Raw genomic sequence first — 26,037 nt, 5'->3', positions numbered from 1 at the left:
GCATGGCCTGTGGAGACACAGGCCATGGGTATAAATTTATCTCTTCGTTTGTGCTAACACAAATCTTTATTTAAAAACTCACTCCTCTACTCTGATATAGCGCATAGGGGTTGGTACGGCACAAATGGGGAGAACTCCTGTAATCATATCATGACATTCAGAAAATAGCAGAATCATTACCTTGTTGTTGTCTTCAAAGGTAATTTCTACTCTCTCAGTACGGATAAAGAATTTATGACTCTCTACCAACTCTTCTACAGTAGCAGGTGGATTTTCATAGATTTCAGCATTGAATGCTGTTTGTGTTGACACCACAAGCTTATCATCTTCAAAAGCATAATTTCCTGTTGAAAAAGACAATATTCCAGTTTCATAATCCCCTTCCCCTTGCGTTCTGTCATTATGCCGCTCAAAAGTGCCATTGGAGTAAAAGATGAAAGTTGATTCTATTGTTTGGTTTTCAAGTTCGAACTCATGGACCCAGGTTCCCTGGACAGTTTCCATGTTTAATTTGTCTGAATCCTCTATGCAAGAGAATAATAGAAAAGGCAGGAATAACAAGTATATTTTTTTCATGGTATATTGTATTATTAAAATTTTGGTTGTTTAACAAATATATAAATTTAGTCGAAAACACTTTCAGAATTAACGATTTCAATCCTGACGATGTTACCAGTATCGTTGGTGGAGACAACTTTCCATTCCTGGACATTTCTACCACCCCAAAAACCCATATTTAGGTTAAATATTGAACCTCTATTCGACCAATTTCCAGAATAGTCAGCATATATAACAGGTGGAGTTCCACAGAATCCTGCAATTGTCCTGGAAGTCATTTTCCCATTTTTATGAAAAGAATAACCATAGGTATTCTCAGGCAAACTTTCATTCCTTATCAAGCTAAAACCGTTTTCATGTCTTTCACTGATTGTCCAATTACCAATAGGAAATTCTCCATCTCCTAGAAATTCATCTTCAACGCAGGAAGCAAAGAAAACTAGAAACAAAAAGGCAAGTAAGATCTTTTTCATAAGCACTAAACATCTGGTTATATCTTCTAGACGGAGATTAGTTGAAAAATGTCTTATGCACTTTAATATTTTTTCAAAATATTATGAATATCCTACTGAAAAGAACATTAAATAATCACCTATGTAACTCTATTAACAAGAATATTCCTTCTTCAGCATCATACACACCCTCTAAAAAACCACCTCATACAAATGCACATCCCAAGCTGAGTTATCATGGGTGAAGACCTTTTTCAAGTTGAGGTGTGGGTCGATCACTGGCACGGCAGAAAGGACGTACTCACATCCTAAAGACCGCAATTTTTCATAATTATACTTGGGTTCTTTCACCTCCACTGATGCTCTCCATTTGAACCTCATGAAATCATCTCCTAAGGTATGGTTGAAAAGGTATGCCTTATTGCCCCAGCCTTGAAAATGCCAATAAAGCCAATTCTCCTTGTCTGGTAAACCCAACTCCTGCTCAAGCACTTCATATAGCAAATGCTTGTAAGCCAAGGGGTAATTACTGGTATAACCATCTATCGCATGAAGACCGTTGTATGAAGCTATAGCAGGATGCATCCCAATACTCCCAACGCGATATTTCACTTCGCCTGCTCGGTCTTCTACTAAAAATGCCTTGATCTCTTCAAATTGCTCTTCGGCAAAAAACTGTCTATAAGTTGGATACTTCTCCCCTATGCCAAGCATGGGTTTGATCAGCTGATTTTTGACATTATCGTCTAGGATGAAAAAATTATAGCTCAACACGCTCAGCCCTAACACAAAGGCGGCTTGCTTGCTGTACTTTTTCCCCAAATGTAAAAGCTGATCCAGCATCAAAACAAACAAAAACAGCATAATGGGATAAATCAGGAAATAAAACCGCTCAAAACTAAACTGATTGATCTTCAGCACCAAGGGAATCCGCTCTACCAAAGGAAGGTAAGTGAAAAGCGCAGCAAGCAGCGCCACCACATGAATCCCTAAAAATAGACCAATCATCAACCGATGCCTTTTCCAAGCTTGCCTCCCCTCCTGCCTGAGCAAGTACATCATGTACCCCATCAAACTGACATAAACCAAAGGTGAAATATACATCGCATGTACCTGCCCCATAAAGAGTATTTGGAAGAGTTTTGCCCAAAATGCATCATGATACCTGCCAAAACTATAAATATCAAACTCCACCCTGTGAGGAACAAACCAGTCACGCTGAAAGTAATAAATATCAAACAGCCTATAGTTGAAACCCAAATATGCTATGAAAAGCAGTGCCAAAGCCAACCAATAGGACGCTGTAAAATACTTTCGAATCAATAGGTCATAGCACCCTGCCAAGGCAATAGCTGCTAAGACAAATACACCATTGAGGTAAACAATGGAATAAAAACAGTAGATAATCAGGAGGAAAACATGGCTTAACCTTAGCCTTTCGCCCTGAGCTAACTTATAAAACACCACAAATAAGACTGGAACAAAGGCCAATCCTACCCCAGCTTCTGGCCAAAATGGTGAACAGGCCCAAAACAAAGCATACAAATACACTGGGCCACGAATGATGTCCTTTGTCAAACTGATCAAAAAGTAATAAGCAGCAAGGTAAGCAATAAGGTGTATCAGCAGCTTATTGAACAAGACAGCATGGAAAGTGTCCAGGCTATAGAAAATCCATGTCATCAAAGAAAACTCGGATGCATAAGAGCCTCTAGGCAATATTCCCAACATGCCTTCTACACCCTTAGCATTGGGCTGAAACATTGCCCCACTGTCTATGAGTAGCTTGTACCAATGTACGATCAACTCCATGTAATCATTGGCATACCAGACACTATCCTGGCCAAGCCACAAGTAATGCGAGTAAAAAAGTAGCACCATCAAGATGCCTAACAGTAGTGGATTGATTTTTAGATTTCTGAGAAATTGCAAGGTTTTGAGAAGGAATTAATGTGTATTTCAATCATCCTGTTCCAAAATAATAGCCGAGTAACATTGCTCAAATTCAGCCACTATATTTTCAAGAGCATATTTTTCTTCCACAAGAAATTTGGCTTGAGAAAGTATTTTTTCTTTAGATGCGGGATCTTTGTGTAAGACATCTTTGACTGCACGAAGAAAAGATATCCTATCTCCACTAGGAACACACCATCCTGTTTGGTCATTGATCAACACTTCGGCAATCCCTCCTACTCCATACGCTATCACTGGCACTTTACAATACATGGCTTCAAGTATTACACCCGGCAAACCTTCTATCTTCGAAGGCATGACCAAGGCTGCTGCGTGCTGCAACCATGGGAAAATATTGTTTTGACTAGGGATGAATTGTACGCAATCTGATAATCCCAAGTCATTGACTTGACTCAAAAGCGGTTGCTTTAACTTTCCTGTTCCTAAAAACAGGAGCTTAAGCTGAGGTTCTTTTAAGGCATGAAATATCTCCACCATGGCCATTGGATCTTTTTCTGGCACCAATCCCCCAATTTGAATCAAATAGGGTCGCTCGACCTTCAGATCATGTGGTTCTGCTAGTCTGGAATTAATAGCTTTGCTATCTATCCCTATTGGAATGACTGTGGTAAGAGAAGGTGGATATTGGAATTTTCTCAAAAAGTCAACTTGAGAGGCTTTGGATACAGCGATTACGGTGGCTGTTCTAGAGAGTAAAAATTGATTGAATTTCTGATGCCAAGAATTTGTGATAAAATCACCCATTTGGTTGGCATTTCGGTAGACTATCGGAATATTCCACCTAAAAATAAGCTTTGAAAAAACTGCGAATTTCAGGGTATCTGCAGCATTTGCTTGAATCAGGTCTGGTTTAAAAGTTTTTATTAGCTTCGCAAATGATTGCCACCCTTTCCAATCATAAAATCTCCGTGAAATAGGCCTATCCAAATGTACTTGCTGCCCATCAAAAGGTAAATCAGCTTTCCCTTCAAATATAGACACCAAGATAACTTGATGACCACGATTCTCCAATTCTTGAGCCAATTGAGCGGCAAAAATCTCTGCACCTCTTCGTTGTGGCTTTTGGATAAGTTGAAGGATTTTCATCCATTTATCATTTTCTGATACAAGTCCTCATACTGCTGAACTACCTTCTTGATATTAAACTGTGCTTTTGCATATTCAAAAGCCTTATTTGTACGTAAATCCCAGTCTGATACGGCTAATGCATTTTCTAATTGATTTGCCAAGTCTGCTACATCCCCTACTTGATGAAAGATCGCCATGCCTTCTTGGAGACATTCTCTGTTTTCAGGAATATCCGAAACAATAATGGGCAGCTTAGAAATCATCGCTTCTATCAATACACCTGGTAAACCCTCATAGTGACTTGGAAAAACAAAGAAGTCAGCAGCTCCTAACCAAGAAACTACATTTGATTGGTTTCCGAGTAAAAAGACATGTTCCTGCAAATTCAGGTCTTCAATCAATTGATCTAGTCTCTTATGCTCCTCTCCTTCTCCCAAAATCCACAGAACAGCATTCGGGTATTTTTGTATATGGCGATGAAAGGCTTGGATCAACTCGTTGTGTCCCTTGCGACGGATAAGTCTACCCACCGTCAACCAAACTTTAGTATCTTGCCTTGGTAAGCTTGATCTGATTTTTTGAATTTCAATTGGATCAGAATCACTTTGGGATGTAATAGATCTACCTCGGTGTATCACTTGGATTTTTGCTGAAGGAATACCCAAGTAGCGCTGATGAACTTGACTAATGTAGCTTGAGTTTGCAACAAACATGTCTACTTTTCCCTTACACAGGTAATCCATCACCTGCACCCTAAGCAATGCCAACCTCCCTTTCCAAGTAAGTCCTGCATACCTTCTTTTGTGGTAGGAATTGTTCACCAAGCTATTGATCAAAGGTACACGAAGGCCTAATCGTCGAGAGAGCATCTCTGCATTATAAAGTGTGGCATGAACTAAGTCAGGCCTAAGTATAGCAATATGCTCCTTGAGTGTAGGTAAAATATGGCTGTATGGTGTCCCCTTAGGGAAATCAAGATGAATTACGCTCACTCCTCGTCCTTCATAAGCTGCATGTAAAGCATGAGTATCTTTATAGACAGTAATAAATACAGCCTCAAAGCCCCTCAAACCACTTGCTATCTCTAGCAAGCTCCTTTCAGCCCCTCCTGTTTGCAGGGTATCTATGAGGTAGAGGATTTTCAAAGGCGATATCTCTTGATTATAAATAGGAGATTATAAACTTCTATATGCATTAAACCACCATCTTTTTTTACTTTTAGAAGACCATTCCTTCATATCAATTACAGCTTTTTCAAAAACACTGATATAATCTGAAACAATATTTTCTTCTTCAAATTTTGATTCTACCATCTTATGAACCTTTGACACCTTATTAAATGTCTCTTGGGGATTGCTTACTATCCTATCAAGTTCAAAAATCAATTCTGCATATGATGAAACAATTGGCAAATCTGGGTAATAATTGTTCTTAAAATAAATCGAGCTACTTTCATTTCCTGCAATAACCAAACATCCAGCTTTTAGTGCATTTAAAATCTTAGCATATGGCTTATGATAAAATCTTTCATTTTTGAATGATCTTATTGTTAGAACAATATCTATTTCACAATAGTCATTCCAATTTTCATAATTCTCTTCGAGCTGGAAATCTATGCCTTTTTTGTTTAAATCATATTTTAGATTTTCTCTCATTTCTATAGGAAAGTTCTTTTCTAGACCCATGTAACTAACCCTTTTTATCGCATTCTTTCTTTTTTTATCCCTTGTGATCAAATTTGGCTGACTCCAAGAACGAATAAAAAAAGATTTTGCAAAACTCAATAATAAATCTAGGATCAGCTTTCTACTTCCTCCAAATACATTTAATTGACATGGGTTTTGACAAATATGATATTGAGCAAATTTATGTCTTCCATGGTCCGATTGAACACATATAAAAAACTGACTCTTGTTAGGTTTTAGCATTGATGGAAAATGACCTTTATGAAAAACAATTATCCCGTTTTTTGGAATTTCATTTACAAGATTAAATTTAAATTGACCCGAGTATTTTATCAAATGAAAATAAGTATTATTTATCCAGCACTCTAAACCATTTTTTGGAAACTGATTAGATCTTTTTGGAGTTTCACTTGGTGAATAAAAAAAAATTTCTTCCATTTTTAAATAATAACCTTACCTCTAATCCCTTTTAAAGCATGTAAGAAAGCCAACAGCTTTAAATAAAGTCTCCTTTTTTTTTGATCTTGAAATCTAAAGATCGCATAAGTGAATTTCGCTTCTCTGATTAACCATGCTAAAATTATAGATAAATCCCTCCTTGCTATTCCCAAATGAAGGTGATTTCTAGTATTATAATACTGTCTCCAAGGTGGTGTACCTCCTTGAGAACCAAGCTTCTCATCTGCAATCAAGCCATTGGGTAAGGTATAAATCTTAAAGCCTTTATCTTTTGCTTTCAAACAATAATCAAATTCATATGTACCCATGAAGTAGCTAGGATCACAATAGCCAATCTGATCAAAAACATCTTTATGAATAAAGCATCCATCAAATGTCACCAGATCACTCTCAATAGGAACATTACTAATCGAATGGTAGCTTGGCTTTCTCACGCCTTTCCAATGAAGAACAATTGCTTCACCATTGGAATTGAGGTTTGCAATTTTAACTAAGCCTAGAGGCTTATTTTTCAAAGTATTGATAGCGTCATAAAATGCATTTAACGCACCTTTTAAAGGTCTGGAATCATCATTGAATAATAATGCCCATCCATAACCTACTTTATGAACATATTGCATACCTAATGCAAAACCTCCTGAAGAAGCAATATTTTCATTGGGATGTATGGTATTGACACCTAAAAATTGAGTGTAGAATTTTTGATCTTTAGATTCACCTTGATTGTTATCAATAATGAAAATATCTTTCAAACCTATACCTTCTGAAAGTAAAGCTTCTATAGTTAACTTAAGCTCATTATATCGTTGATAAGTGACTATAACCGCTCCAATGTCAGCTTTCATTTTTAAAGGAGTTTAGCGGTATTTGCATACCTGTTTTGTTTGATAAATAATGGAAAAACGCTAACCAAATAAGTCTGAAATTTTCTAGTCCATATTTGAAACCATACATAAAGCCAAACAACGATTTTAAAGACCATCTAAGAAACAAATGAAGCTTCATGAATCCAAATCCATGTTTATCTGCAATCAATAAGAGGTTTCTATAGCTATAATATTCACGATTTAGATTAGTCTTTTTGATGTAATTAGGTTTTGTTAAATTACTTCTTTTATAATGATTTCTTAAAAATAAAGATAGAGATGAATTTATAGCAATCTCAAAATCATTTGATTTAACTGAGAGGCAAAAATCAAGTTCTTCAAAACCGAAAAAGAATCTATCATCAGGTATTATTCCTCTTTCAATAACTTTTCTTGAAACAAGCATAGACATATTGCCAGCGACACAATCAATTAAGCTTACTTCACTTCTAAAAAGCTCATTGTTTGAAACTTTTGTCATTTTTCCCTTTTGGCTATCAAAAAAATGACCAACAGCTCCTATGACCCCTAATTTCGGTATACTGACAATATTATTGAACAACCTTTCAAAACAATCATTAGGAAATGGCGGATCATTGTCGTCCCCCCAATATATCCAATCAGCTCCATCTGCTGTACAAAGTTCCAATCCCTTAGCTGCTGCACCAGCTGGACCAGCATTGTGGCCCATGGCATGGTACTTTACATTTTCAAAACTTAATCTCTCAATTGCATGCTTGGTTTGATCATCACTGGAATTATCAATAATCCAAAGAAATTCAGGTGGATAGGATTGTGCAAACACATGCTCAATGGTTTCTAACAGAATTTTTGGTCTATGATAGGTTATAATAAAGCCAGCAAATGTCATGCTTGATTATTATGATTTCTATACACATATTGGGAAAGCTTCCTACTACATCCAATGAGAAGGCGCAAATATGTTTTCAGTTTAAATGGCTTGTAGAATAATGCTTTTATCAAAAAAGTCCTTCCTTTCTTTAGCAAACCTGCTCTGAGGTAATTCACACCTATGATTTGATTATATAAAAACTTGACATGGTTTGTTAAAAATTCTTGATGCTTTTCTAAAATAAATAGTAAGGCATTGGTTTGCTGTTTTCTATTTTTACTTCCACCATGTTCACTTGCATGGTAATTCACCAGAATTTCTGACAAATATTTGATTTGACCTGCATTTTGCTTCACTCTAAAAAACAACTCAGTATTCTCTGCATATTTTATATTCTCATCATATCCATTTAAACTCTGAAAAAAATCCCTTTTAATTGTAAATGTTCCAGGAATAAATGCTTCATGGTTAACTAATGATCTTCTATTCTTTCGTAGTATTCTATAGCTGCCTTTTATAACATTATGAATTGGATCAATTGAATTACCTAATAAAGTAAGTGTATTAAAAATAAGTTCATCATCTGAATCTAAAAAAACAAGCCAATCTCCTTGAGCTAAAGCAGCTCCATAATTCCGTGCAGCAGATACTCCTTTATTTTCTTGATAGTAATACTTTGCTGATAGTTGGCTTAAAACAACCTCTTTCGTATTATCCGTGGATCCATCATCAATTACAATAAGTTCGTAGTCATCGAAAGTTTGATTTAAGACCGAGTTTATCGCATTACTAATGCAATAAGATCGATTAAAAGTTGGGATAATTACAGTAAACTTAGGCATGAAATACCTGAATTAACTGATTAAAATATTTAGAAGCATTACGCCAATGGAAAAAATATGATTTCATTCTTGACCTCAGAATCACTAAAGCGAGTTGCCTTTCAGAAGTTGCTTTTGCAATCTTACTTATAATAAAATGTTTTACATATAAAGCGAAAGACTTAAAGCTAAATGTAAAGTAATATAATTGTAAACTAAGTATAGAGCGAATTCCTCTCTCATAATACAATTTGTAAACCTCCAAAACACCTGCACTACTTGTAATACCAGACTTTAGTTTCAAGTAATAATCCCAAGTAAGCCTATTTGCATTAAGAACATGGTAAAACTTCAATGATTCTTCAAATGAAACTGTAAATCCTAAAAACTGCATCAAATAACACCATTCAACGTCATCTCCTGAACTTAAAGTATTACCAATTCTACCGCCTAAAATTGGCTCATAACCTGAGTTTAATAATTCTAACAAAGGTTGTTTCCTATAAATTGAACAGGCACCGTAGACGTAGTTTAGATTACCAATATCTTCACTGCTTCTAAGTTGACTACCTAAAGCATAACTAGATGAATACTTATCAAACCACACTGGCTTTTCTGAATTAAATAGGGGTTCACCATAACTTCCGAGTACACCAAGGTTAGAATCAAGATTAAGAAATTTTGTACAATTTGAAATAAAGTTGTTATAAAGAATGTTGTCATCATCACAGAAAAGCACCCAATCAAATAATGCTGATTTTAGTCCAGTTATTCTAGCGTATTTTAGTCCTACCTTTATTTCTTTGATTACAGACCAATTGATACTAGCATAATTTTCCAAATAATTAGTTACAATCGAATTGGTCTCATCATTCGATGCATTATCTACTACAATTAATTCAAAAACTGGATTTCCTTCTTGATTAACAATACTTTCTAAACAAGGAAGTATTCTATTACTACCATTGTATGTACATACTACTATACTTATCATTTAAACTTTAAAAATTCTAAAAATCAAATTATTAAACTTGGACTTAATAAATCGACCAAACCTATGCTTCTTTTTGCTTGGTTCTTGGTAAAACTTTAGCTTCGGCTTTAGCTTAGATAAATAATCGTAGTCATTTTGTCTTAATTTTTCAGCGTAATCAGCAAAAAACTTTTGCAATATGCTATTATCTAAAATTTCAAACTCCCTTTTTTCTAATCTTTCAGTTGCATTTTTATTGCCTGGCTTAAAACCTGAAAAATGAAAAAATAATAAGGGCCATTCCGTTGAATTTACATAATATGTGTTTCCCTTCAAGATCAACTCTCTTTCACTAAAATTCCACCAAGCCATGTTCCATCCAAAATTCTTTATGGATTTTATTTGGTCAAAATACAATGGTGCTAAATCAATCCATTTTTGATCCACAAAAATCCCTTTGCATTTATCAATTTTACAATAATTTGTTAATCTTTCTTTCCACCAAGAAATCAACCCAACACCTTGAACCCCGCGTTTGATCCCTATAAAACCTAGATTATTTATTCCATGTCTTAAGGATGCCAGTTCCCCAGTTGTCGTTTTATTTGGGAGTGAAATTTGATTTGGGGTAAGCATAATTTCGTTAACTCCCCAATAAGTATCCATTAATGATGGCGATTGATAAAAATAAAGATCAGGATCTAAGTAATAAATAGCATCTACATCCTTGAATTTTTCAAACAAATACTCAAAATAAAAAGGCTTAACAGCTGTATTAAATTCAATGACATTGTATCGAGTTAACATATCATCAAACTCTTGATATCCTAAATCAAAACATGGGAGAATTAGTGATTGTGATACTTCATCATAATTGATTTTTTCATCTTTAAGATCAACTAAACCAATTATAAATTGAATATCTGGGCAATTACACCTTAATGACTTTTCTAAAGAAAAAGCAAATGGAAGGTAATTATTTGAGCAAAGAGTAAAGTATAAAGTTTTCAATGATTGTTATTTATAAATATCTCTGTAAATAATAAAAAACCTGACTTCTTTTTTCTTTGATATTTGTTACTTTTCTCCAGTTAGATAGACTCACAAAATGACACCATGTATTATCTAAGATTTCAATTTTATCATTTTGGATATCATTATTTATTTTATCTGAAAGTGAAACAACTTCGTAACTTGAAAATGAGGTTGGAAGGTTTATTTTCGAGTAGACCTTATCCCATAAACCACCCCCAGTATCTAAATAATCCCCATTTGGGAAATGCTTTGAGAAAAAATTAAATCTACATGGATAAATCCCATTAAACATAATTTTATCGAAAAAACAAAAACCTGCCCATAAAGACCAATAAGGATGTTCATTTGATAAGTCCTCATGATATCCACCTGTGAAATATGCATTTACTTTTCTTCCATATACCCCATTTTTTATCCTATCTAATACACTGTATGAAGTAGTCGGGAAGATGTCATGATCTAAAAAACCAAAAAAACTGTATTTACTTTTTCTAATTAAATTAAAGTATCCCCAGTGCATTGCAGCTGCATGAGATTTATTATTTGAGTATGGATTTTTAGGTAATCCAATGTACTTAACTTTATGTGATTTACAAATTCGCTTTAAATTGATTCTAGCTTCTTGAATTGAAGAATTATCAAGTATATAATGATCAAAGTCATCTTTCAAATACTTTTTCAAAAGCTGTATCTGTAGTTCAATTATTTCAGGGTCATTAAATGCTATTGTCATTATAGCTAATCTAGAATTACTTAAATATAAAACGTTCAATCCACTATATAAAAATTTATAATAGTTACATTTTAACTTTATCTTACATAAAAAATTCGTAAAATATTTAATCATTAGATAATGGTTCTTCTTAAAATGTATTTATAATAAATAATCTTGAAAAAATATAAAAATGGTCGATGTTGAATTTTTAATAAAACACGATAATATTGACGGTACTTCTTATGAATAACATAGCCATATTTTTGACCAAGATATTTTTGAGTTTGTTCAATAATTACATCATCAGCTGTGCCAATCATTGAGTCTTCTCTTATCCTATATTTGAATAAGTACTCATTTATAAATTGAAATTTCCAACCAGAAATCCCCAATCTAATCCATAAATCCCAATCTTCGCTAATTCTTAGATTTTTATTTTCGTCAAATCCTCCAACGCTATCAAAAGCAATCCTTCTCACAAAAGAACATGCATCAATAAAATTCCCTGCTAAAAGAGCGTCGAAATTATAGGCTTTGGTTTGAAATCTAGGAGTATTTGTTGAGCCGAAAAACTCAGGAATAGAATATACAACACCAACGGTTGAATCTTCTTTAAAAAATTTAATGGCTTGCTCAAAATACCCATCTAAAATTTTATTATCACTATCTAAAAATAAAACAAACTCTCCATTTGAATTTCTAACTCCTAAATTTCGTGCTGAACTCAACCCTTTATTTTCTTGTGTAATTATTTTAATTTTTTTATGCTTAATAAGTCCCAATATTTGATTTGTTTGATTATCATCCGAACCATCATTCACTATAATTATTTCATAATCTTGAAAGTTGCAATTAAATACACTTTCTAGGGCATCTTCGAGGTATTGACCTGTATTATAACATGGTATTATTATGGAAATCATTTTACCTTTAATCTTATTTTCTGGTATATAATTCTGATAAGAAGTGAAAAATCGAATCCGATTTTTTTTGCATATTTAAAAAACATTTTCTCACTTTTTAGCATCCTAAAATTAGGATCTAAAACTACAATTCTCATCCAAGCTAATTTTGCAAGAGCTGGCGATTTGTCTAAAACTCTTAATATAAATCCCACATAATTTTGTATAATCCCACTCACAATTTTTAAATTCTTTTCGTTCTCTTTCAATATTCTTTCATAAGAATTTATCACAATAAAATCAGATCGAAATGCTGCTATACTTTTTATACCACTAATATGATTAGAATCAGGAACTCTATAATAACCAATTGATTTTTTAACATATACAATGTTTTCACAAGTCATTAAAATGTTGAAAAAAAAATCTCCATCTTGATTTTTTAACAAATTTGGTCTCCAATTGTATTGAATTAATTTTCTAGGAATTAAAAAACAAAAAACTGGAATAAACTTTTGTTCATTCCATAAAATTTCGAATAATGAGATTATGGACTCTGGATATTGTTCTAGTTTATACTTAGACAAAAACTTATTCGCATCTTTTCTCCCAAAATACTCCCAATTTGAAATTAAAATACTTTCATAATCTTGAAAACAATTTAATTGATTTAAAATTTTGTTATGTTCCAATATATCATCAGAATCTAGATATTGAATCATCTCTCCCTTTGACTGTTCTAATGCAAAATTCCTACAAGAAGTAGCTCCTTTAGATAGTTTTAATGGTCTTTTATATATTTCAAACCTAGAATCTTTATTAGCATACTCTTCCAATATCTCCCACGAATTATCCGTGCTATGATCGTCTACAATAATACATTCCCAATTTGTATGAGTTTGAAATAAAACTGAATTTAAGGTTTCTCTTAGAAACAGCTCTTTATTGTAATTTGGTATTAAAATGGATATTAATTTTTTTTCTGAATCCATATTTTTTTTAAAATTCTATAATAATAAGATAGGAAAACAAAAAACATCCATCTATGATAAATTCTATCTTTTTGCAACTCTTTAGAAAAAAAAATCAAGTATTTTATGTGGGATAGATGTGCGATTTTTTTTAAGTCGGTTGAAAAGTCTATTTCTTTAATCTTTCTAATTGTATACAATGAGGAAGTCATTTTTTTATATTTAGTCAAAGGTGACCAAACGCCATTAGGGTGAATTCTATATGTTCCAAAGTTTACATTTAAAAACTTTCCAGTTCCAAATTTTGCAAGATATGCAAACAAATATGAATCGCAATTAAGTAACTTTGAAGGAAAACTAATATTACTTAGATCACCTCTGAACATTACAGTCAGGGTCGGAATCAAAGGACACTTTATTAAATCACTTTTTGAATAATCAGATTTATCTATTTCTTTAACTTTAAAATTATCTAGATTATTACCTTCGACATCAATAACATTACAATTTCCAAAGCACAATGAAAATTCAGGTTCCTTTTCTAAGAACTCCTTTTGAATTTTCAATTTTTTATTATTTATCCAATAGTCATCTCCTTCACAAATTGCAATGTATTCACCTTTACATTCTTTTAATGCAAAACTGAAGTTTTTGACCATGCCAATGTTCTTCTCTTGCTTAATATATCTTATCCAATTACCATTTGGATGATTATCTATAATTTCTTTAACTATTTGATGAGTATTATCAGGAGAAGCGTCATCAACTATAACTAATTCAATATCAAAATCAACAACTTGCATTAACACACCTTCAATAGCTTTTGCTATAAAAGCTTCATGCCCATATGTAATCATGCACACAGAAACCATGACATTTCTATCCATTTTTATTTAATTTCTGAACTGTAATCCCATATACAACTGAATCATCAGAAACATTCTTAGTCACAACGGCACCTGCACCTATCACACAATTAGCTCCAATTTGAATATTTGGTAAGATCGTAGCATTTGCACCTATCAGGGTAAAGCTCCCAATTTTAACTTTACCTAATATAACTGCACCTGGTCCAATTTCTACAAATTCACCTAAAGTTGATTCATGATGAACATTAGCAGCAGTATTTATTAAAGTCCCCTTACCTATCTTGACATATGGGCCAATAAAACACTGATCCATCACATCTACATAGTCTAAGCTTGAGTATTTACTAATTGTCGAAGTTTGGCTACGAAGGCTTACTAGTTCACCTCCTAGAGATTTAAAAAATTGATACAATGCCTGCCTGTGTTTTGGATTACCAACTGCAATAACAAATTGATTGTCATTTTTAAAAACTTCAAGAAGATCGAGTTTATTTTTAATAACCCTATAATTCCTCACTGAAATGATATCCGGATTAATATCATCATAAAGTTTGATATCAAGTTTTCCTTCAATCTCCAAGATGTCAAGCACTTCCAAAGCATGCCCTCCAGCTCCCACTAAAATCATTTTAAACTTTCAGTTAATAAATCACAAATAAACTGTTGATCAGGATAAGTCAATGCATGAAATAAAGGAATACACAATACCCTTTTTGAAATACTTTCAGCCAATGGAACTTGTCCTGCCACATAATCAAGCTTATTTAAACTAGGATAAAAATATCTTCTAGAACCAATCTTATTATCCTCTAATTTAGCCTTTACCTTTAAAAGTTCTTCTTCGGACTGAAATTGTATTGGGAAATACGAGTAATTGAATGAAGTCAAGTTCTCCAAAAGGATTAAACTAACCGCTAAGTGAGACAACCGTTTATGATAAAACATAAACTGATCTTTCCTTTTGAGCATGATTTCTTCCAAATACTTTAAGTTCGCTAATCCCATGGCTGCATGGAATTCCGAATTTTTTGCATTGATGCCTACACCATTAAACCTATCAAATCCATCATGTCCAAAATTCCTCAAATAACCCAATTTTTTGAATAGTGACTTATCCTTTGTAAACACAGCCCCTCCTTCTATCGTCTGATAAAGCTTGGTGGCATGAAAACTACAAGTAGAAATATCTCCATACTCAAAAATTGATTTACCCTTTACTTTAACTCCAAATGCATGTGCACCATCATAAATTACTTTAAGATTATGTTTATCAGCTATTCTCTGAATTTCTTCAACCTGACATGGAATACCGTAAACATGAGTAGCAAGAATTGCTGAAGTTTTAGGCGTTATAGCTTCTTCAATCAACTTAGGATCAATCGTATAATCAGGCAAGATATCTACGAAAATAGGTGTACATCCTTCCCATACTATACTCGAAGTCGTAGCTACATAGGAAAAAGGTGTAGTAAGAACTTCTCCCTTGATTCCCAAAGCCTTGATTGCTAACTGAAGAGCTAAAGTACCATTTGCAACAAAAAGCATATTGGAAACTTGAAGAATCTCTTTTAATTTGGTTTCTAGCTCTCTCACTAGTTCGCCATCATTGGTAAGCCAGTTTCTTTGCCATATTCCTTCAAGGTACTCCTCATATTCAATTCTAGGTGGCAGGAAAGGTTGCGTAACTGGAATCATACTTGTATTGTAAATGGTAAATCAGGGCGGAAAAAACCAGGGAATTTTCCATGCCAATGCATGTCTTCTCTATGAATATCTTGAATTTCAAAGGACAGTGCATTTTTCAATTCAAACAATGCTGTAGTTGTGTCCTTTACGATCATCATTGAAATAGAATAAAAACCAGAATTCAACAACTTTTTCGGGAATTTACAGGTTGAAAAGTGTAAACCTTTTCTCAATGTTGGAGGAGGCATTTGGCTGTGAATATTCATTAAGCATTCACCAGTCCCAGCATACAGATGCAAGCTTAAATTAATTCTCAAATCATCCTTTTCAAGCCAAAACTCTGTCAATACCTCAAGATCATCATGTACAGTAAAAGAAGCTTGATTGTTAATTGATTTTCTTATTACAATTGACTTGAACTTGACAAATTCATTTCCAGGTGCGTCTTGATAACTCCACTCCTGCATATGCTCACCAATAAAACACCTTTGAAGGTAATCATTAATTACATTTTCAGTTTTATCAAATAGATGCATTTTCCCTTGATTCAAACTCAAAGCTTTAGGGCATAATGCTTTCACTGCTTCCATATTATGACTCACAAAAAGCACCGTCCTACCCTGATTTTTACTCACATCCTCCATCTTGCCCAAGCACTTCTTTTGAAACTCATAATCTCCCACTGCTAGCACTTCATCAATAATCAGTATCTCTGGATCCAAATGGGCCGCTACTGAAAAACCTAGGCGTACTTTCATTCCTGAAGAGTAGAATTTCACAGGTGTATCGATAAACTTCTCCACTCCAGAAAAATCAATGATCTCATCCAGCTTGCTATCTATCTCTCTTCTTGTCATCCCAAGAATAGTCCCATTCATATAGATATTCTCCCTTCCAGAAAGTTCAGGATGAAAACCTGTCCCTACTTCCAAAAGGGATGCTACCCTACCTCGCATTTCAATTCTTCCTGAGGTCGGCTCTGTGATCTGGGAAAGGATTTTCAGAAGTGTAGATTTACCAGCTCCATTTTTCCCAATAATACCCAATACTTCTCCTTGCTGCACTTCGAAATTGATGTCTTTTAGAGCCCAGAAAACAGATTCATTTTGTTCACCAAACTTGCTAAGACTTCTCAGTCTTTTAAAATTATCATAAGGTGACTTGATGATATTTCCTAACAGCTCCATCAAGGTTTTTGCTTGCTTTTCTTTTAAGCCAAGCCGGTAGCGTTTGGAAACTCCTTCTACTTTAATTATTGACATCTATATTTAGTCTTATGAATTTTCCTCATTTATCCATGATATGATCTTCCAATTTTGGTTGAATATTTATATCCTCCAAATCAAGCACAATGTACAAGCTCTTAAAACCTCCCAACCCCAACAACAATCTCACCAACCCTCTCTCACTCCACCCATCCCACTTTCTTTCTCCAAGTATTCATTTCTAGGTTTCTTTGCTGAAGGTCTGTAGGAGCTTGGTGGTTTTCGGATTGGGCTCGGAGCCTGATGGACTGGGTCTGTTCCTCTAAGCTGGGAAGCGCGAGGGAGGCTCTTCTTTCATTGACCAGAGCTATATTATCATAGGCATTGGGACTCAACTTCCCTTCCTCGTCCCAGTCAAACTGTGTCCCATACAGCTGCTTCTGTCCTGACAGCACTGCAATCCTATCACTGAGGTAGGCCAAGTCCAGCGCTGAAGCATCTCCTTGATCTACAGCTTCAGAGAGCAGTTGCTGACACTTTCGCATAAAACTTGGGTTGCTGATCGCATGCTGAATAATCAACCATGCCGCTGCACTTCCCTCCTCACCTACTTTGCTGATCGTAGGGTAACCAATCTCATCGATCACTTGCTCAAGTATCGCTGCATGCTTCAAGTGCATCGCTTCCATCTCTTCAGCATACCCATCTTGTAGCTTTCCACTACGCATCAGCATATCCCGAAGCGCCAAGTCAGCATTACGAAGGCTGATCAGTTTATTTGCTATGGCTGGATAATGAGGCATTTTGGAGAAGCGAGAAGCGAGAGACTAGATGTGAGAGGCAAGAAACAAGAATCAAGACATTCATATCTAAGATTGTAGATTTCAGATTTTAGATTTTAGTTCCGATAACTATTGCTCTAGCCGACCAATATCGCTGCAGGCAAATATCAACTTTTTTCGTTTTAGCGTATGTCTCATCTCTAAATTCTCTATCTATTCCCCATAACCCTCTGCGTTGCTTTGCCCCTCTACGCGCTCTGCAAGAGAATCTTAGCTTCCAAAAATCATAATTCCCTTTACTTCCTCCAGTTCATCTTCCTGAATGTGGACGATGACTTTGCGTTGGAGTTTTTCGTAGGTTTTGTTTTTTAGAAATTCGAGGTATTGAAGGTCTAAGTTTTTGCCAATCAAGAGAATTTCTATCTCCCCAGTATCGTTGCCCATGGCATATTCACCTATGATATAAGCTTTGTCCACAGCACCCATTCTTCGGACGATTTTCTCCATGAGTTCTTCAAGTCCAAAGAATTTGGATACCATATTTCTGATTTCGGAGAAAAATGGATGTCCTTCATTGGCCTTGTAAACCTTGAGCCTACCTTCATCCACTGTCTCCAATAATCCTGCATCTGTCAGCCGATTGAGTTCGACACGTACCGAATTAGTCGATTCGTCAAACTCCTTCGCCAATGCACGCAAGTATCCTGTGTTGTTATGAGAAAAAAACTTCAAAAGGAGCTTAATTCTAGTTTTGGAAGTAACGATGGAGGAGAGCAAGGGGTTGGTTGGGGTGTTAAGTGTTGAGTGATGCGCGGTTAACGATTAACATTGTCGGAGTTCGTGGGTGTGTTGAGGGTTAAGCGTTAAATCATGCACGATTAACGTTGAACAATTTACGATTTGCACATTTCCCCTGTCCACAGCTTCGCCCTGTCAGTCACAGGTGAACTTAGCTTGAATGAGTAATTTTTTTACTCAACAGTAGCAAAGTTATTGATAGTTGGGAAAATAGCAAATGAGAAATGTGCAAAGTACGAAGTATAAAGTACCAAGTACCATGTAGAGAGAAGATTCGAGAGACTGATGAAGGGTGAAATATGCCAAAGAAATGTAAAGTTGATATATGTATAGGGCGAAATATACATCCTTTATCAATACCCATGTGTAATTTAAAGAGGAGTCTTATCTTGAGTATTGTAACTTATGTCTTGCGCATCAAATCTATTATTCCAAACAAGAATGACAAAGCACAGTATTTCTAAAAATGCTCAGCCAGGGCTATCTCTATTTGCTTGAGATAAATTTTATCCATAGGAGCTTGGTATGGATCATTCATCTTTAAACCTATAGTATAAAGTGATTTAGCCTTTTCCAATTGCTCGATATACTTTTTCTTTTGACCAAGCTTTTTATAAACCATAGCTAGGTAATACCTGTTTTCCGCAAGGTCATTGAATGCTTCTTGCTTTTCAAAACATGCTTTTGCCTTTTGTAAATCACCTTGCTCTGCATACAGTACCCCAAGGTGAAGCATATCAAATATTCCCATCATGTAATTAGCCTCATGATGTCTTTCCAATATTGTCTCAATTGCTTTGTTTGGATCTCCAAGCGCCTTGTAGCTCAAGGCCAAAACGATATCCAAATGATACTGACCATTGGCAGTATATCCCATATCATTATTCATAACTTTTTTCAGAAGCAAACAATCCTCTATAGCCCCTGTATAATCTCTAAAAAACTGAAACCTGCATCCTGCTCTATAGCCCAAGTAAGTAACTGTATCATATGCTACAGCTTGGTCTATAAGCTTTTTCCAATTGATAAAATCTCCTGATTTGAGGTAAGACACAGACTTTGCACGATAAGGCAAAGCCCATGTAGGATCCATTTCCATTACTCTATCATAAACTTCATGGAATTCTTTGCTAAACTGATAGAATTCATTTGATTTATTTGCTTCGAGACAAGCTTGGTATCTTACCATATTTCCTTGCGCTTTAAACCATTCACAATTGTATTGTGCATGGGCGGCTTTACCCAAAAAAGAAATAAAAACTACAAAAATCAAACTTCTAATATGCATGACTATCAATATTAAATAAAAACCTCAATTAGTTATCAGTTACCAATGGCAAACCTATCTTAGGGTAACATTTCCACAATAGATCCATTTTTAATTTTGAATACCAAATACTGGTAGTAATCAAGGCCTCTCTCTTCATTTTCATAACCAATCCAGCCTTTAAGGCTTTTTGTCAATTCGAGGATTTGATTAGAAATAGCTTTATCAAAAGGTCTTTCATTGTAATTTTCATCCGATTCAATCATTCTAAAACGTCCAGTTTGCCAATGGCAATTGACTATAAACCGTACCCTAATCCATCCAGATTCATCAATAGATACAGGCTGATAATGTTCTTGAAAGTAATCGTAAATAGCAATTCTTTCACCTTCATACTTGTCAGAGTCTCCAAAATTGAAATATTGCAACACAGCATCTTCCTCCCCGCACAATTCAAAATCTGCATCATCTAAACTTGAATCAGTTACAATATCCCCTATATGTCTTAAATATTCGGGTTTGAATTCAGTTTTGGCATTACATGAAAACAATCCAAAAACAATGAGCATCAATAGCATACGAATCATATCAAACAATTTTAACCTATGCAAAGAAAGAAATTCCAAATGCTACTAACAAGTTAAACACGAAGGAAAGTCATTATAATTTTACTAAAATAGCTTATGAGTAAGATACTGAATAGCATTTTAAATTTTGTTAAGAAACTTTAAATGCCTTTGAAAACTAAGATATTTTAGAGATTTTTAATAGATGAAAAAATCAATTACGTCCTTTTTAATAGCATTCACTTTTATCTTTCAAGCCAAATCTCAAGAAATCTTCACTCATGAAAGAACCATTGAGATGAAGGCAACATATTCAGAAATAGAGATTTCGGCTATAAATGATAAAGATAACATCATGCTTTTCGGCAGTTTGATTATGCCTTCTGATGATTTTTCAAAGATTATATTTATCGTACCTGGATCAGGACCTGACACAAGACACAATCACCCTTTTTTGACTGAAGCTTTTTTAGAAAAAAACATAGCTATTTTCAGATACGATGAACGTGGGAATGGAAGCTCAACAGGAACTTACAATGACTACAGCTATACCCTCCCTATGCTTGGAAGAGATTTGCAGAAATTGGTTGAAAAACTAAAATCTATTCCTATTCTTGAAGGCAAAATTTTTGGAATACTGGGACACAGTTATGGAGGAATGGGTATTTTAGAAGCTATAGAAATAGGTATTGAGCCTGATTTTCTTGTCTTTTTGGCAAGTCCCATCCAAAAGCATGGAGCCTTTTTTACACATCAGTTAGAAAATGACAATCCTACCCTAAAAGATAAATTCAAGTATAACACATTAGAAGAAAAAGTCAGTGTAGTCGAGATCATCAATGATGAAATTGGCAAAAACAGCCACCTCCCAAATCAAGAAATAAGGAAAATCGCCTATAGAAAAGCAAAAGAAATCGGCTACACCAAAAGACGGTATAATAAATTCTCTTACTTCTCCACACCTTACAATCTTGAGATGATCAAAAGAAACTTCGAACCCATTTTTGAAAATTTAGCTATCCCAACACTTTATGTGATCGGCGAAAAAGATCAATTTATCAGTGCTGAGAGCGAAACTCAGCTATTGAAATCAATCAAAAACTCTAAGATAAAAATTAAGGTTTTTGATAGGTTGGGACACTTTTTCAAAGAAGACCCTGTGGATATTATGGGTGCCTACAATATGGATCACGAGCCGAAAGAGTTTATTACGAATTGGGTTAGAGATTTAGAATTTTGAGGGATAAAATAACAAACCATACCCCATGAACCTTCTTAGCTTTTTATCCAAAGTCCAAAGCTTTAATTCATTTAAAAACAACACCTCTCATCGGCGATTCAAATCTCTTAATTCCTGAGCAGTGTATTTAAACACTAAGGGCTCAATCACATTAGCATCTCCAATTGCTTGACTTAATGAGAGCGGATGTAAGAAACTAAGGCCACCTTCAAAGCCTCTGTGATCATATCAGCCTTGGAAAGCCCCATAGCTTCTTTAATCAATTCCTGGGGAATTATCGATTTAACTTTCATATTATGAAGTTTTTACAAAAAAAAAAAAAGATAGTGTATCGTGTAATAGCAAGTTTTTGATAATATTTTTTGCTTCTTGACTTGGTCTAGCTTAAAAGGCAATATCCCAAAAAGCTAAATAAACTCCAGTACTTTTGCCAAACAAACCTTGACTTCGGCTAATTCAGGTTCTGTAAGTACTCCAATTTTCTTCACAAACCTTTTTTCAGACAAACTTTTTACTTGAAAACAATCTGCGAAGGTATCTTTTGATGATCTATTATTGTGTAGACTGCTATTTTGTTTTTTCGGACCTCCTCCATTTCCAACTATATATCCACATAATCATCATTATATTTCTATTCTATATCCACCTAATTTCTATGGCATATCATAAACCATATATCTATCAATATCATTTTTTATTTATATCAAACCCAACACCTTACCCAATGCCGCATTCCTATTCCCCTTTTTCCAAACAGCATACAGCTCCGTTTTTTGCTTGATCTTATCCAGTTCAAGAAACTTCACATTCAAATCATACCCCTGCTTTAAAGAAGTCGGCACAATGGCCACCCCCAAACCAGCTTCCACCAATTTGAAAATGGTGAGAGCATGCACAGACTTATGGGTGATGCGTGGTGAAAAACCCCTATCTTCACAAATAGACATAATTTTATCGTAGTAAATGGAGGAATAATCCTGTGAAAAAAGTATAAAATTCTCTTCTTTTAATTGCCCAACATGCTTGAAATCAACTTCAGACAAGGAATGATCCTTTGGCAAAACCAATGAAAAAGTATCTTGATGAACCAATTTCATCTTCAATGTTTCTGGAACACGAGCAAGCCTGACGAAGCCCAAATCCAGCTTGTTTTTTTCCAACATTTCAACCTGCATGGCATTACTGAGTTCTTCAAGTGAAGTTTGGATGCTTGGATAGGTTTGAGAGATTTTGACGAGGAGCTCAGGAATTACTGTATGAGCTGCAGAGCCTAGAAATCCAACCCTCAATTCCCCTATGTTACCCGAAGCAATTTCCTTGAGTTGGGTTTTGGTCAGTTCTAGGTGATTGAAGATGTAATCCACTTCCGCTTTCAGGAAGTGTCCTGCAGGGGTGAGTACTACTTTCCGCTTAGTTCGTTCGAAGAGTTGTACTTCCAATATCTCCTCCATTTGCTTGATCTGTCGGCTGAGACCTGGTTGGGAGATAAACAGTCGCTCCGCTGCCCGGCCAAAGTTCAGTTCTTCAGCAACGGCACGAAAGTATTCGAGGTGTCTTAATTCTATGTTCAAGGTTCCATGTTTTTATTACCGCAAAGACACAAAGATAATTATATGCCACAAAGGCACTAAGGAAGGTGTAATTTGCCACAAGGCATTAAGTTTATTTTTAACATCACTAAGGCACAAAGATGCTTTTTAAGTCATAAAGGCATCTAAATTATGGACATGATAGGATTGGGTATTGCCACCATTTTATTTCTGAGGTTAGTGCTTTATGATTTTTGGATTATTTTTTATTCAATTCCCATTGTGTCTATGAGCCTTAGTGGCAACCCTTTAAATAACGAAACCTCCTTATCCCTTTCTTTATCAATGGTCATTAAAGTTTATCAAAAGCCCAGGGATACACCTGTCATCTTCAAATGGCTAATAATTTGAGCTTCCCACACTGGATTGACTTGTTCAACAGATTTCAACTCAATGATAACCTTGTCCTCTACAAGTAAATCTAATATCAAGCCCTCATCGAATTTTATTCCATCATATAGAATAGGAATCGTTACTTGCCTTTTAACTTCCAAACATGCTTTTCTAAGCTCATGGGTAAGACAAACTTCATAAACCTTCTCTAAAAGACCAGGTCCAATACTTTTATGAATTAGAAAACAAGCATTGACAATACACTTTCCTTTTCTCTCTTTTTCAAAACTATAGGTTATTGAATTCCATTTGTTAAAAGTTTAAAATTAAAAAAAACAAAATACGGATTCAATTCAAAAGGCTCAAGATTTATAACAAATTGAAACGATTAATTTATAATAACCTGAAGTTATTAGTAATGCATTAAATTGGTATTTATAATTATGTTTATAACTGACTAATTTTGAAATGTATTTGTAATGCCATGAAAGCACTAAGGTTTCAATTTGCTAATAAAAAACACCTTGAAATAACTCTTAGTGCCTTTGTGACTTTGCGAGAAACAATAAGAACCATATGAAAACCTTCCAATACGGCCAACAACACCTTACTCCTTCCATAGCCCTGGGCATCGCTAGAGGGGAAATAAGAGGTATACTAACTCCTGAAACCCGCGAAAAAGTACGGGTAAGTGCTGCTGCTATAGAAAAAATCGTAGCTAATGGCAAACCGGTATATGGCATCAACACTGGTTTTGGACCATTATGTACCACATTGATCTCTCCCGATCAGACTCAGAAACTCCAAGAAAACCTACTCAAAAGCCATGCAGTAGGTGTGGGCGAGCCTATTCCTGTGGAGATTTCCAAACTGATGCTGATCCTGAAGTTACATGCGCTTGCCAAGGGATACTCAGGCATTCAGGAACAGACTTTGGATAGGATACTTTGGCACATTGAAAATGATATCATTCCATTGGTACCCAAACAAGGTTCTTTAGGTGCATCAGGTGACCTCGCTCCTCTTTCCCATTTGTTTTTGCCGCTGATTGGTTTGGGGAAGGTACATGTAGGTGAGAAAATACTATCGGCAGCTACAGTCCTCCAAGAGCATCACCTATCCCCCATTCACCTTGGACCCAAAGAGGGATTGGGATTGATCAATGGCACACAATTTATCGCCGCCTTTGGCGTGAAAGTTTTGGAGCGGTTTTACAATATCCTTGCCCATGCAGATCTCACGGGTGCCATGATGTTAGAAGGATTGCTGGGTTCGATCAAGCCATTTTCCGCAGAGCTCCATCAACTACGTCCCTACGCAGGTAATCAGCACGTAGCCCAAACCATCCTGAACCTCTTACACGAATCTGAAATCGTGCATTCCCATGCAACCTGTGCACGGGTGCAGGATCCTTATTCTTTGCGCTGTATGCCACAAGTTCACGGAGCTTCACGCAATGCATGGCTGCACCTGAAGCAGATGCTTGAAACAGAGATCAACTCAGTGACTGACAACCCAGTGGTATTTGACGAAAACCACACCATCAGCGGTGGCAATTTCCACGGTCAACCCATTGCCATGCCTCTGGATTATGCTTGTTTGGCCGCATCCGAAATCGGCAATATCTCTGATAGAAGAATATATCTTTCCTTGGAAGGTGACACCCCTGGAGTTCCTAAACTACTTCTCAAAGAAACAGGCCTAAACTCAGGATTTATGATCCCTCAATATACTACAGCTGCCCTTGCCAGTGAAAATAAGGGTTTATGTTTTCCGTCCTCCGCTGACAGCATTCCAACATCTTTGGGTCAAGAGGATCATGTAAGTATGGGAAGCATTGGAGCTAGAAAGGCCTTACAAGTGATCGAAAATGTAGAGAAAATATTAGGTGTAGAGTTATTCTGTGCTGCGCAAGCTGTAGATTTTCATGCACCAATGAAATCAGGAAAAATCATGACTGCCCTCTACGAGCATGTACGTACCAAAATCAAGCATATCACCGAAGATCAAATCATGTATGAAGATATGGAAACCGCCATTGAAATCATCAGAAGTGGGGAATTGCTTATCTTAGCGCGAGAAGTAGCAAAAAAAGAAGAATTAGAGTTTGAGACGCAATGGTCGGGGGATTTTGATAGATTTTAAAAAAAGTCACTAAGTCTCTAAGGTACCAAAAAAAATAGGAGATAAATATTAATTGAAGATTAGATTCGAGAGACGAGATGCGAGAAATTAGACAAAGATGTCATGTCCTGAAATAGCTTGACAAATTAAATCAAACTAAAATTGGGAAAAACATGACAAAAAGTGTTCGAGAGTTCAAGCGGTACAGTATTAGCTTCAAGAAGCAAGTAGTAGAGGAATTGGAAA

Annotated in this window: 26 protein-coding genes; 2 read left to right on the top strand and 24 right to left on the bottom strand. The window is 35.3% G+C overall.

Translation table 11 applies throughout. The features are described 5' to 3' along the window. Nucleotides 1-78: 78 nt before the first annotated feature. From MM239_RS04575 to MM239_RS04470, 22 genes are all read right to left on the bottom strand, one after another. A complete protein-coding gene (locus MM239_RS04575) occupies nt 79-504 on the bottom strand; it encodes a hypothetical protein (RefSeq protein WP_241346986.1) in 426 nt (141 codons plus the stop codon). A 119-nt stretch (nt 505-623) separates the two neighbouring features. After that, nucleotides 624-1,031: a hypothetical protein gene (locus MM239_RS04570; RefSeq protein WP_241346985.1), complete on the bottom strand. Its 408-nt coding sequence runs from the start codon at nt 1,029-1,031 to the stop codon at nt 624-626. A gap of 171 nt (nt 1,032-1,202) precedes the next feature. After that, entirely contained in the window at nt 1,203-2,942 is a 1,740-nt protein-coding gene (locus MM239_RS04565; RefSeq protein WP_241346983.1) for a DUF6044 family protein, read from the bottom strand. 27 nt (nt 2,943-2,969) lie between these two features. Next, nucleotides 2,970-4,070, bottom strand: coding sequence for a glycosyltransferase (locus tag MM239_RS04560; protein ID WP_241346982.1), 1,101 nt, complete (start codon nt 4,068-4,070; stop codon nt 2,970-2,972). After that, nucleotides 4,067-5,197 carry a glycosyltransferase gene (locus tag MM239_RS04555; RefSeq protein ID WP_241346980.1) on the bottom strand — a complete coding sequence of 377 codons (1,131 nt, stop codon included), beginning with the start codon at nt 5,195-5,197 and terminating at the stop codon, nt 4,067-4,069. The genes MM239_RS04560 and MM239_RS04555 overlap by 4 nt, the downstream gene beginning before the upstream one ends. Nucleotides 5,198-5,227: 30 nt before the next feature. Next, nucleotides 5,228-6,175, bottom strand: a complete 948-nt coding sequence (locus tag MM239_RS04550) for a hypothetical protein (RefSeq protein ID WP_241346978.1) — start codon at nt 6,173-6,175, stop codon at nt 5,228-5,230. A gap of 2 nt (nt 6,176-6,177) precedes the next feature. Further along, a complete protein-coding gene (locus MM239_RS04545; RefSeq protein ID WP_241346976.1) occupies nt 6,178-7,041 on the bottom strand; it encodes a glycosyltransferase family protein in 864 nt (287 codons plus the stop codon). Beyond that, on the bottom strand, nt 7,031-7,933 hold the full coding sequence (locus MM239_RS04540) for a glycosyltransferase (RefSeq protein WP_241346974.1): 903 nt from the start codon (nt 7,931-7,933) through the stop codon (nt 7,031-7,033). The genes MM239_RS04545 and MM239_RS04540 overlap by 11 nt, the downstream gene beginning before the upstream one ends. After that, nucleotides 7,930-8,757, bottom strand: coding sequence for a glycosyltransferase family 2 protein (locus MM239_RS04535; protein WP_241346972.1), 828 nt, complete (start codon nt 8,755-8,757; stop codon nt 7,930-7,932). Before MM239_RS04535 ends, MM239_RS04540 begins: the two co-directional genes overlap by 4 nt. Next, nucleotides 8,750-9,730 (bottom strand): glycosyltransferase, encoded by a 981-nt coding sequence (locus MM239_RS04530; protein WP_241346970.1) that lies wholly within the window; start codon nt 9,728-9,730, stop codon nt 8,750-8,752. Before MM239_RS04530 ends, MM239_RS04535 begins: the two co-directional genes overlap by 8 nt. Next, on the bottom strand, nt 9,731-10,720 hold the full coding sequence (locus MM239_RS04525) for a hypothetical protein (protein ID WP_241346969.1): 990 nt from the start codon (nt 10,718-10,720) through the stop codon (nt 9,731-9,733). A gap of 10 nt (nt 10,721-10,730) precedes the next feature. Then, nucleotides 10,731-11,477 carry a hypothetical protein gene (locus MM239_RS04520; RefSeq protein ID WP_241346968.1) on the bottom strand — a complete coding sequence of 249 codons (747 nt, stop codon included), beginning with the start codon at nt 11,475-11,477 and terminating at the stop codon, nt 10,731-10,733. A gap of 113 nt (nt 11,478-11,590) precedes the next feature. Next, on the bottom strand, nt 11,591-12,382 hold the full coding sequence (locus MM239_RS04515) for a glycosyltransferase family 2 protein (protein ID WP_241346966.1): 792 nt from the start codon (nt 12,380-12,382) through the stop codon (nt 11,591-11,593). Continuing rightward, nucleotides 12,379-13,353, bottom strand: a complete 975-nt coding sequence (locus tag MM239_RS04510) for a glycosyltransferase family 2 protein (RefSeq protein WP_241346964.1) — start codon at nt 13,351-13,353, stop codon at nt 12,379-12,381. Before MM239_RS04510 ends, MM239_RS04515 begins: the two co-directional genes overlap by 4 nt. Continuing rightward, on the bottom strand, nt 13,332-14,219 hold the full coding sequence (locus tag MM239_RS04505; protein ID WP_241346962.1) for a glycosyltransferase: 888 nt from the start codon (nt 14,217-14,219) through the stop codon (nt 13,332-13,334). The genes MM239_RS04510 and MM239_RS04505 overlap by 22 nt, the downstream gene beginning before the upstream one ends. After that, nucleotides 14,212-14,829 (bottom strand): acetyltransferase, encoded by a 618-nt coding sequence (locus tag MM239_RS04500; protein ID WP_241346960.1) that lies wholly within the window; start codon nt 14,827-14,829, stop codon nt 14,212-14,214. Before MM239_RS04500 ends, MM239_RS04505 begins: the two co-directional genes overlap by 8 nt. Then, nucleotides 14,826-15,896 (bottom strand): DegT/DnrJ/EryC1/StrS family aminotransferase, encoded by a 1,071-nt coding sequence (locus MM239_RS04495; protein ID WP_241346959.1) that lies wholly within the window; start codon nt 15,894-15,896, stop codon nt 14,826-14,828. Before MM239_RS04495 ends, MM239_RS04500 begins: the two co-directional genes overlap by 4 nt. Then, nucleotides 15,893-17,149, bottom strand: a complete 1,257-nt coding sequence (locus tag MM239_RS04490) for an ABC transporter ATP-binding protein (RefSeq protein WP_241346957.1) — start codon at nt 17,147-17,149, stop codon at nt 15,893-15,895. The genes MM239_RS04495 and MM239_RS04490 overlap by 4 nt, the downstream gene beginning before the upstream one ends. A 143-nt stretch (nt 17,150-17,292) precedes the next feature. Continuing rightward, nucleotides 17,293-17,895, bottom strand: coding sequence for a DUF6624 domain-containing protein (locus MM239_RS04485; RefSeq protein WP_241346956.1), 603 nt, complete (start codon nt 17,893-17,895; stop codon nt 17,293-17,295). A 249-nt stretch (nt 17,896-18,144) separates the two neighbouring features. Continuing rightward, nucleotides 18,145-18,651, bottom strand: a complete 507-nt coding sequence (locus MM239_RS04480) for a winged helix-turn-helix domain-containing protein (protein ID WP_241346953.1) — start codon at nt 18,649-18,651, stop codon at nt 18,145-18,147. A 481-nt stretch (nt 18,652-19,132) separates the two neighbouring features. Then, nucleotides 19,133-19,960, bottom strand: a complete 828-nt coding sequence (locus MM239_RS04475) for a tetratricopeptide repeat protein (protein ID WP_241346951.1) — start codon at nt 19,958-19,960, stop codon at nt 19,133-19,135. A 59-nt stretch (nt 19,961-20,019) separates the two neighbouring features. Then, nucleotides 20,020-20,526, bottom strand: coding sequence for a hypothetical protein (locus MM239_RS04470; protein ID WP_241346949.1), 507 nt, complete (start codon nt 20,524-20,526; stop codon nt 20,020-20,022). 184 nt (nt 20,527-20,710) lie between these two features. On the opposite strand from MM239_RS04470, the gene MM239_RS04465 reads away from it, so the two are divergent. After that, nucleotides 20,711-21,745, top strand: a complete 1,035-nt coding sequence (locus tag MM239_RS04465; RefSeq protein WP_241346948.1) for an alpha/beta hydrolase — start codon at nt 20,711-20,713, stop codon at nt 21,743-21,745. Nucleotides 21,746-22,443: 698 nt separating this feature from the next. Here the strand turns inward: MM239_RS04465 and MM239_RS04460 are convergent. Next, nucleotides 22,444-23,316, bottom strand: a complete 873-nt coding sequence (locus MM239_RS04460; RefSeq protein WP_241346946.1) for a LysR family transcriptional regulator — start codon at nt 23,314-23,316, stop codon at nt 22,444-22,446. 320 nt (nt 23,317-23,636) lie between these two features. Then, on the bottom strand, nt 23,637-23,894 hold the full coding sequence (locus tag MM239_RS04455; protein WP_241347092.1) for a GxxExxY protein: 258 nt from the start codon (nt 23,892-23,894) through the stop codon (nt 23,637-23,639). A 349-nt stretch (nt 23,895-24,243) separates the two neighbouring features. Between MM239_RS04455 and hutH the strand changes: the two genes are divergently transcribed. Next, entirely contained in the window at nt 24,244-25,812 is a 1,569-nt protein-coding gene (gene hutH, locus MM239_RS04450; RefSeq protein WP_241346944.1) for a histidine ammonia-lyase, read from the top strand. Nucleotides 25,813-26,037: the final 225 nt, after the last annotated feature.

Source organism: Belliella filtrata, from assembly GCF_022549775.1.
GTDB classification, from domain to species: Bacteria; Bacteroidota; Bacteroidia; order Cytophagales; family Cyclobacteriaceae; genus Belliella; species Belliella filtrata.
This window is presented reverse-complemented; position numbering and strand designations above follow the sequence as displayed.

Excerpts from the sequence above, each read along its gene's own strand:
- MM239_RS04575 (WP_241346986.1), bottom strand. The coding sequence starts at position 504 with ATGGAAACTGTCCAGGGAACCTGGGTCCATGAGTTCGAACTTGAAAAC.
- MM239_RS04570 (WP_241346985.1), bottom strand. The coding sequence starts at position 1,031 with ATGAAAAAGATCTTACTTGCCTTTTTGTTTCTAGTTTTCTTTGCTTCC.
- MM239_RS04560 (WP_241346982.1), bottom strand. The coding sequence starts at position 4,070 with ATGAAAATCCTTCAACTTATCCAAAAGCCACAACGAAGAGGTGCAGAG.
- MM239_RS04550 (WP_241346978.1), bottom strand. The coding sequence starts at position 6,175 with ATGGAAGAAATTTTTTTTTATTCACCAAGTGAAACTCCAAAAAGATCT.
- MM239_RS04545 (WP_241346976.1), bottom strand. The coding sequence starts at position 7,041 with ATGAAAGCTGACATTGGAGCGGTTATAGTCACTTATCAACGATATAAT.
- MM239_RS04540 (WP_241346974.1), bottom strand. The coding sequence starts at position 7,933 with ATGACATTTGCTGGCTTTATTATAACCTATCATAGACCAAAAATTCTG.
- MM239_RS04535 (WP_241346972.1), bottom strand. The coding sequence starts at position 8,757 with ATGCCTAAGTTTACTGTAATTATCCCAACTTTTAATCGATCTTATTGC.
- MM239_RS04530 (WP_241346970.1), bottom strand. The coding sequence starts at position 9,730 with ATGATAAGTATAGTAGTATGTACATACAATGGTAGTAATAGAATACTT.
- MM239_RS04520 (WP_241346968.1), bottom strand. The coding sequence starts at position 11,477 with ATGACAATAGCATTTAATGACCCTGAAATAATTGAACTACAGATACAG.
- MM239_RS04515 (WP_241346966.1), bottom strand. The coding sequence starts at position 12,382 with ATGATTTCCATAATAATACCATGTTATAATACAGGTCAATACCTCGAA.
- MM239_RS04510 (WP_241346964.1), bottom strand. The coding sequence starts at position 13,353 with ATGGATTCAGAAAAAAAATTAATATCCATTTTAATACCAAATTACAAT.
- MM239_RS04505 (WP_241346962.1), bottom strand. The coding sequence starts at position 14,219 with ATGGATAGAAATGTCATGGTTTCTGTGTGCATGATTACATATGGGCAT.
- MM239_RS04500 (WP_241346960.1), bottom strand. The coding sequence starts at position 14,829 with ATGATTTTAGTGGGAGCTGGAGGGCATGCTTTGGAAGTGCTTGACATC.
- MM239_RS04495 (WP_241346959.1), bottom strand. The coding sequence starts at position 15,896 with ATGATTCCAGTTACGCAACCTTTCCTGCCACCTAGAATTGAATATGAG.
- MM239_RS04490 (WP_241346957.1), bottom strand. The coding sequence starts at position 17,149 with ATGTCAATAATTAAAGTAGAAGGAGTTTCCAAACGCTACCGGCTTGGC.
- MM239_RS04485 (WP_241346956.1), bottom strand. The coding sequence starts at position 17,895 with ATGCCTCATTATCCAGCCATAGCAAATAAACTGATCAGCCTTCGTAAT.
- MM239_RS04475 (WP_241346951.1), bottom strand. The coding sequence starts at position 19,960 with ATGCATATTAGAAGTTTGATTTTTGTAGTTTTTATTTCTTTTTTGGGT.
- MM239_RS04470 (WP_241346949.1), bottom strand. The coding sequence starts at position 20,526 with ATGATTCGTATGCTATTGATGCTCATTGTTTTTGGATTGTTTTCATGT.
- MM239_RS04465 (WP_241346948.1), top strand. The coding sequence starts at position 20,711 with ATGAAAAAATCAATTACGTCCTTTTTAATAGCATTCACTTTTATCTTT.
- hutH (WP_241346944.1), top strand. The coding sequence starts at position 24,244 with ATGAAAACCTTCCAATACGGCCAACAACACCTTACTCCTTCCATAGCC.